This window comes from Rhodothermales bacterium, from assembly GCA_034439735.1.
Lineage (GTDB): Bacteria > Bacteroidota > Rhodothermia > Rhodothermales > JAHQVL01 > JAWKNW01.
Window position 1 is genome coordinate 1 of the sequence record JAWXAX010000258.1, and the last position, 7,204, is coordinate 7,204.

Sequence of the window (7,204 nt, forward strand, 5' to 3'; positions counted from 1 at the left end):
CCCGACCTACGGGGTTGGGGGACGGGCGTGGGGGGGCGGCTACGTCTGCAACACCCCCGGATTAAACGGCGGAATCACCGCGTTGTGGTCGGCCATGTCGATGCCGCGGCTGAGCCACTGGCGGGTGGTGGCGGGGTCGATCACTTCGTCCACCCAGAGACGTGCGGCGGCGTAGTAGGGTGTCATCTGTTCGCGGTATATTTCTTCGATCTCCTCCAGCATCACGGCCTGTTCCTCTAGCGTCAGCTTCTTGCCCTCCCGTTCGAGCTTCGATACCTGGATCTGAAGGAGCGTCTTGGCCGCCTGCTTCCCTCCCATGACGGCGATCTTGGCGGTGGGCCAGGCGCAGATGAGGCGCGGGTCGTACGCGCGGCCGCACATGGCGTAGTTGCCCGCGCCGTACGAGTTGCCCACGATCACCGTGAACTTCGGGACGACGGTGTTGGCGACGGCGCTCACCATCTTCGCCCCATCTTTGATGATGCCCCCGTGTTCGGCGCGGGTGCCTACCATGAAGCCAGTCACGTCCTGGAAAAACACGATCGGGACGCGTTTCTGGTTGCAGTTCATGATGAACCGCGCCGCCTTGTCGGCCGCGTCGGAGTAGATGACGCCGCCGACCTGCATCTCCCCTTCGCTGTTTTTCACCACCATCCGCTGGTTGGCCACGATCCCGACGCTCCATCCGTCGATGCGGGCATAGCCGGTCAGGATCGTCCGACCGTAGGTTTCCTTATAGGGCGTCCAGGAGTCTTTGTCGACGATCCTGGCGAGGACTTCGAGCATGTCGTACGGCTGATTCGAGGCCTCGGGAATGATGCCGTAGATCTCCTCGGCGGGGTACGCCGGCTCCGCCGGCGTGTCGCGCAGGAAGCCGGCGCGCGGCTTCAGGTTCATGTGAGCCACGAGCTGGCGGATGGTGCTCAGGCACGTCGCGTCGTCGGGCACCCGGTAGTCGGTCACCCCTGAAATTTCCGCGGTCGTCCGGGCGCCGCCGAGGGTTTCCGCGTCCACCACCTCCCCGATGGCGGCGTTGACGAGGAACGGGCCGGCGAGGAACACGGAGCCCGTGCCATCGACAATCAGGGCCTCGTCGCTCATGATGGGCAGGTAGGCGCCGCCGGCGACGCAGCTCCCCATGATGGCGGCTATCTGCGGGATGCCGCGGCTGGAGAGGATGGCGTTGTTGCGGAAGATGCGGCCAAAATGGTCCTTGTCGGGGAATATTTCGTCCTGCATGGGCAGGTAGACGCCGGCGGAGTCGACCAGGTAGACGATCGGGACGTGGTTTTCGAGGGCAATTTCCTGGGCGCGGAGGTTCTTCTTGGCCGTGATCGGAAACCAGGCGCCGGCCTTTACGGTCGCGTCGTTTGCCACGACGAGGCACAACTTGCCGCTGATCTTCCCCAGCCCCATCACCGTACCGCCCGAAGGGCATCCACCTTCGTCCGCATACATGCCGTAGCCGGCAAAAAGGCCCAGCTCCGTGAAGTCGTTCTCGTCGTCCAGCAGCGCCGCGATGCGTTCGCGGGCCGTCATCTTGCCCCGCTCGTGCTCGCGCGCGATGCGCTGGGCGCCGCCGCCGGGCTTAACCTCATCGGCCCGCTCGAATAACTCGGCGAGGAGCACCTCATAACGGGTCCGGCGGTCCTGAAACGGCTTGGACGTGACCGGGGCCAGCTTGCCTAGGGGAAAGGTGGACATAGGAATGGAGTTGAGAAAGGAGCGGCTTGTACGCCGATAGATCCAACCCGTTCGCAAAAAAAAAGCCGGCCTTATCGGGCCGACTGCATGGCGATAAAAAACCCTCGTCCACAGCCGGAGTTACATCCCTCCAGCCGTGTACCTCCTCCTAGACCACCCAATCCTTACTCGACCCGGTTCGCCTCTAAAACATGGCGCTCATCTTCTGGCGCACCTCCATCGGCGACTCCCCCGTCTTCTCGCTGATCAGATCCACCATCTTCCGGAGATTGCCCCGCGCCCGCTTCAGTTCCGTGTCGTCGAACTCCGTGTTCTTCCAGATCAACTCGATCTGCTTCTTGACGAAGTTCCAGTTGTCGTTCATGGTACCGGTCGCCATATGCGTTCCCCGTTGACGGTTTGGTCATCGAATCGTGCACTTTTTAAAACCGGACCCGGACAACCGTTGTTTCAAAACAATGTGTCGAGCGTGTTAAGAATATGGGGAGAATGGGGATGGTTGCAGGTTGACAAGTTGCAAGTTGACATGTTGTAACCTGCCAACCTGTAACCTGTAACCTGCCAACCTGTAACCTGCCAACCCGCCCCCAACTCACGCCGCGCCTTGCGTGTACAGGTGGCGCATCAGTTTCCGCTTGGCGACGGGCAGCAGCGTTTGTTCGAAGGGGAGGTCGAGCTCGACGGTGCAAAAAAACGTCGCGGGATTCGGCAGGCTTCGGTTTTCCTCCATGAGTTCGAGCTTGATGGCGTGGGGAGAGTGATAGACCGAGCGGTGCGGAATGGTTTTGATGAGGTTCGTTTTGAGGCTCCGATACCGCTCCTTCACGTCCGTGAACAGCGAAATCGTGTATTGGAGGATATAGAGTTCGCTGGTAAGGCGGTTGGGCACCAACAGGTAGCCTTCCTCGACATACGCCGGCACGATGCCTACCTCGCCCAGGTGGAGTTGCTCCTCCACGAACTCGAAGATGGTTTTTCCTTCCTCGATGGTTTCCTGGATGTGCGGCATCGCCCAGTCGATGAGTTCACGCACCTGCAGCAGCTGGTCCTCCTCCATCGCGGGAATGTCGTACAGCAGCTGGTTGTTGCGAAGATCGATCTCCCTGAGCCGGCGGGGCATCCCCTGCTCCACCTCGTTCATCCGACCTGTCAACTGCCGGAGCGAGCCGTACAGGTTTACCAGCGCACCCAGATCCGGATAGATGATGTTTTTCTTGAACGCCTGGCGCGATCGGTTCAGGGCATCCAGGATGCGGTACTGCGCGCTTTCCATGTCGCGAAGCGCGCCCAGAAAGTGATCAAGACGCAAGTCAGCCATAGGGATTACCTCGTAAAATCTACGAACAGCGCCCTGCGGACGCCGGCGAAGCGTTTCGCAGGTCCTTACTAAAGCTATCGTCACGAGGAGCAACGGCTATACGAGCCGGCCTCTCTGGCTTAACACGATCTTCAACGCTATCGGTTCAGACGCAACAAAACAAGACGTGCCTGGCGTACTCGATCTACCACGAAGGCACTGGATAAAGGCATATTCCGGCGTCACGCTATGACGCCTGTGGTGCACGGAGTTGTAGGGCAGTTGCCGCTTTTCTTTAACATCGTCGAATAGTTGAAATTGTCACAAAAAAGCCCTAATTCTGGGCTATCGAACGGCGGCCTTCGCGCTACTACGTCGCACCCGTTCGCCACCCGGAGCCTGCCAGGGCTCCTACCCCGATACACCACCACCCTACGCCGAGCATTCGCCGAATCACCCTCGCCGGCTGCCTGCACCTGTTTCATTACCCGGTCCCTTTAATGGGCTTACCTTCGCCTGCGGTTCTCTGGGCGCTGCTGATGTGCCTGTTCGCGCCGATCGCGAATGGTCAAACGCGGCCCGCGAGCGTCCACACGCCGGCTCTTCCTGCCATCGCGACTCCCCTCACGGCTCGATTGGAAGGGCGTGTGCGGGACGCCGCGACCGGCGCCCCGCTCGCCGGCGCGCACGTGCGGCTGGCCGGCACCCCGTACGGCGCCGCGACGGACGCCGAGGGCTGGTTTCGTATGGCCGGCATGGCGCCGGGGCACTACACCGTCGAGGCCGGCATGCTCGGTTTCGAAAGCCGGCAGTCCGGCGTCGGCCTCGCCGCCGCAGGGCAGACGGTCACCGTGCACTTCGACCTCGAGGAAGCCGCCCTCTCCCTCGACGAAGTCGTCGTGACTCCCGGCCGCTTCTCGATGCAACGCGCCGTGTCGGGCTCGATGCAGACTATCTCCAACGACGAACTCGATCACATGCCCGGCCTGGGAGATGACGTCTATCGCGCCGTGCGCCGCATACCGGGGTTGTCCGGCAGCGACTTTTCCGCCCGCTTCACGGTGCGCGGCGGCGAACACGACGAGGTGCTCGTGACGCTGGATGGGATGGAGCTCCAGGATCCGTTCCACATGAAGGACATCGGCGGCGGCGCGATGAGTATCGTGGATGTGGAGGCGATCGGAGGCGTCGACCTGATGACCGGGGCGTTCACCGCCGAATACGGCAATAAGCTGAGCGGCGTCTTTGCGTTGACTTCGGCGCAGCCCAACACCGGCGAGGCAGAAACCACGCTCGGCATCAGCCTGATGAACGCCCGGCTGAAATCCCAGGGCACCTTTCGAGCGGGCGACGGCCGGTGGCTCGTGCTGGGTCGGCGGGGCTTCATGGACCTCGTCCTCCAGTTCACCGGGCAGGACCAGAACTACGCGCCGCGGTACTACGACGGGTTCGCAAAGGTCACCTACCGCCTCGGCCGGCGTCACACCCTGGGCCTGCACGCCCTCGGCGCCGAGGACCGGCTGAACTTCATCGAGCGAAACGAGCCGAACGACCGCGCCCTCACACGGTACGGCAACGGCTACGTGTGGTCCAGCCTGCAAAGCGTCTGGTCCAGCCGGCTCTACTCCTCCACCGTGCTCTCCCTGAGCCGCGCCGGCCAGTACCGACGCGGCATCGACATCCGGACCAGCGACGGCCGGGTGTCCTTCGAGGTGAACGACGACCGCACGTTCCTCACGCTCGGGGCCCGACAGGACTGGCACTTCGAGGCCGGTGACCGCGCCCTGTTCAAGTGGGGCTATGTCGTCCGCGAGCACCGGGCGGACTACCGCTACGCCAGCGCCGACTACCTCGAAGAGGCGGCGACCCGGCAGACGGGGCCGGCCTATGAAAAATCGAGCTGGGCACAGGGGCGCTCCGGCCAGGCCGCCGGCGCCTACACCAGCTACCGCCAGCGCATCGGTCGCCGGCTTACCACCGAGGCCGGCGTCCGCTACGACATGGCTTCCTGGACCGACGACCGCCATTTCAGCCCCCGCGTCAATGCCGGCTACCGGCTCTGGACTGGAATGACGCTTCTCGCCGGCTGGGGGTACTTCCATCAGATCCAGGGGCTGCACGAGCTGATGCTGCAGGATAGCGACGCGGCGTTTTATGCCGCCGAGCGCGCTGAACACCGGGTCGTGGGCATCCACCAGCTGCTTGCCGGCGGGGCGTCGGTTCGGGTAGATGTTTACCAGAAACGCAAAACCAACCTGCGGCCCCGCTACGTCAGCCTCCTCGGCGACGCCACCAATCTCTTCCCCGAGATCGCGGACGACCGCGTCCAACTCAACCCCGATTTCGGCGAGGCGCTCGGCCTGGAGGTGCTCGTGCAGAAGGACATCGGCCGGCGCTTCAACGGGTGGCTTTCGTACGCGTTATCCCGCGCCGAGGATGTCGTCGACGGCGTCCGCGTGGCGAAAAGCTTCGACCAGCTCCACACCTTCTTTGCAGACGCCAATCTGCGCATCGGCCGGCGCCTGGGCATCAACGCGACCTGGCAATACCACACCGGCTGGCGCTATACGAGCGTCGATGTCGAAATCGTTCGCCCCCGCGGCGGAGACAGCTTCTACCGCAAACACTTCGGCGTCCTGAACGCGTTGACGCTGCCGGCCTACCACCGGCTGGACGTCCGCATCCAGCGCGACTTCACGATGCGAAACTCAACCCTCGCCGCCTATGTCGAGGTGCGTAATGCCTATAACCGGAAGAACATCCGGCTCTACAACTACCGCCCTGTCAACCAGGAGGACGGAACAGTCCTCCTCATCCCCGAACCGCAGACCTGGCTGCCGATCATGCCGGCGTTCGGGCTGGAGTGGCGGCTGAAGCATTAACGCGTCAACGCGTTAACCCCCTGCATGTACTCTTCCTGGGTGAACGAGTCTACCTGGATGGCATCCTCGCGGGCGGCTTCGGCGCGTTTCATGAGTTCGGCCTGGTCGGCGGTGATGACGCCGGCGTCTAGCGCCGCCTGGATGAGTGTCTCGGGCCGGCCCTTCGGTAGTTTCTTCGCGCCGACAGCCTTTCCAATGGCCCGCGCCACCTGATCTCCTTCGGTGACGAGGCGCAGGGCGTGGTCGAGCCGGCCGAGCGCCTCCTCGGGATCGGACGGGGTGTAGATGCCGGCGGTGTGGCGGTCGCGCTGGGGTCCGGGTATCTGCATGGCCCGCGCCACGTCATGGCCGACGCTATCCCGCGGCCCATTTCCAAACGGATTCAGCCGCGACCAGAGAGCAACGGGTCCCCGGAATATCAACCCCAGCACCGGCACGTCGAAGTTCTTGAACAGCCCGTCGAACGCCTTCTGGATCTCGCCGAAGGCGTATTGCATCGACCAGTGCAGGAAGGCTTCGTCCTCCTTCAGCCGACCCTCCGCCTCGAAGCGCCGCAGCGTGGCGGCGGCGAGGTAGAGCCACGAAAAGATGTCAGCGAAACGCCCGGTGATCTTCTCCTTACGCTTCAGATTTCCGCCCAGGCTGATGAGGGCGATGTCTGCCAGGAATGCAAACGAGGCGGATGTCCAGACCAGCTTTTGCCAGTAGCGCCGCGCCACGCCGCTGGCCGGCGAGGCCGCGAACACCCCCCGCGTGAGCGACAGTACGATGGCCCGCGACAGGTTGCGCACCGTGTGGCCGACATGGCTGGTGAAGGCGAGGTCGAAGCCGGCCGCGTCGCGTTTCATGAGGCTCTGCGTTTCGGCGTAGACGTACGGATGGCACCGGATGGCGCCCTGCCCGAAGATCATCAGGGTGCGGGTGAGGATGTTCGCGCCCTCGACGGTGATGCCGATCGGGGTGTTCATATACGCCGACGCCAGCAGGTTGCGCGGTCCCCAGGATATCGCGTTTCCGCCAAGAATATCCATCCCATCGTTGATCGCCTTGCGCTGCAGCTCGGTGAAATTGTATTTCGCCATCGCGGTCACCACCGCCGGCGCCACTCCCTTCGCCAGCGCCCCGCAGGTGTACCGGCGCGCGGCCTCCATCACGTAGTTGAATCCGCCGATCCTTGCCAGCGGCTCCTCGATACCCTCGAACAGCCCGATGGGCAGTCCAAACTGTTTCCGGATCTTCGCATGAGCCGAGGCGGCGCGGTAGACGAGTTTGCTCCCACCCGCCGCCTCGGCTCATGCGAAGATCCGGAAACAGTTTGGAC

The 7,204-nt window shown here is 63.3% G+C and carries 5 protein-coding genes and 1 pseudogene; 1 reads left to right on the forward strand and 5 read right to left on the reverse strand.

Translation table 11 applies throughout. The features are described from left to right. Positions 1-39 precede the first annotated feature (39 nt). The 3 genes from SH809_18140 to SH809_18150 form a co-directional block, all read right to left on the reverse strand. Entirely contained in the window at positions 40-1,704 is a 1,665-nt protein-coding gene (locus SH809_18140) for a carboxyl transferase domain-containing protein (protein MDZ4701638.1), read from the reverse strand. A 184-nt stretch (positions 1,705-1,888) separates the two neighbouring features. Next, entirely contained in the window at positions 1,889-2,083 is a 195-nt protein-coding gene (locus SH809_18145) for a general stress protein CsbD (protein ID MDZ4701639.1), read from the reverse strand. Positions 2,084-2,296: 213 nt separating this feature from the next. Beyond that, positions 2,297-3,022 carry a hypothetical protein gene (locus SH809_18150; GenBank protein ID MDZ4701640.1) on the reverse strand — a complete coding sequence of 242 codons (726 nt, stop codon included), beginning with the start codon at positions 3,020-3,022 and terminating at the stop codon, positions 2,297-2,299. A gap of 479 nt (positions 3,023-3,501) precedes the next feature. Between SH809_18150 and SH809_18155 the strand changes: the two genes are divergently transcribed. Continuing rightward, complete coding sequence (locus SH809_18155) at positions 3,502-5,883, forward strand: TonB-dependent receptor (protein ID MDZ4701641.1); 2,382 nt, start codon at positions 3,502-3,504, stop codon at positions 5,881-5,883. Here the strand turns inward: SH809_18155 and SH809_18160 are convergent. Together SH809_18160 and SH809_18165 are read right to left on the reverse strand one after the other, a co-directional pair. Next, positions 5,880-6,794 carry an acyl-CoA dehydrogenase domain-containing protein gene (locus SH809_18160; GenBank protein MDZ4701642.1) on the reverse strand — a complete coding sequence of 305 codons (915 nt, stop codon included), beginning with the start codon at positions 6,792-6,794 and terminating at the stop codon, positions 5,880-5,882. The genes SH809_18155 and SH809_18160 overlap by 4 nt on opposite strands. A gap of 27 nt (positions 6,795-6,821) precedes the next feature. Continuing rightward, a pseudogene (locus SH809_18165) lies at positions 6,822-7,160 on the reverse strand (acyl-CoA dehydrogenase family protein). Between the last annotated feature and the right edge of the window lie 44 nt (positions 7,161-7,204).

What these genes read in the sequence shown, in the direction of transcription:
- SH809_18140 (MDZ4701638.1), bottom strand. Translation starts at nt 1,704, where the DNA reads ATGTCCACCTTTCCCCTAGGCAAGCTGGCCCCGGTCACGTCCAAGCCG.
- SH809_18145 (MDZ4701639.1), bottom strand. Translation starts at nt 2,083, where the DNA reads ATGGCGACCGGTACCATGAACGACAACTGGAACTTCGTCAAGAAGCAG.
- SH809_18160 (MDZ4701642.1), bottom strand. Translation starts at nt 6,794, where the DNA reads ATGATCTTCGGGCAGGGCGCCATCCGGTGCCATCCGTACGTCTACGCC.
- SH809_18150 (MDZ4701640.1), bottom strand. Translation starts at nt 3,022, where the DNA reads ATGGCTGACTTGCGTCTTGATCACTTTCTGGGCGCGCTTCGCGACATG.
- SH809_18155 (MDZ4701641.1), top strand. Translation starts at nt 3,502, where the DNA reads ATGGGCTTACCTTCGCCTGCGGTTCTCTGGGCGCTGCTGATGTGCCTG.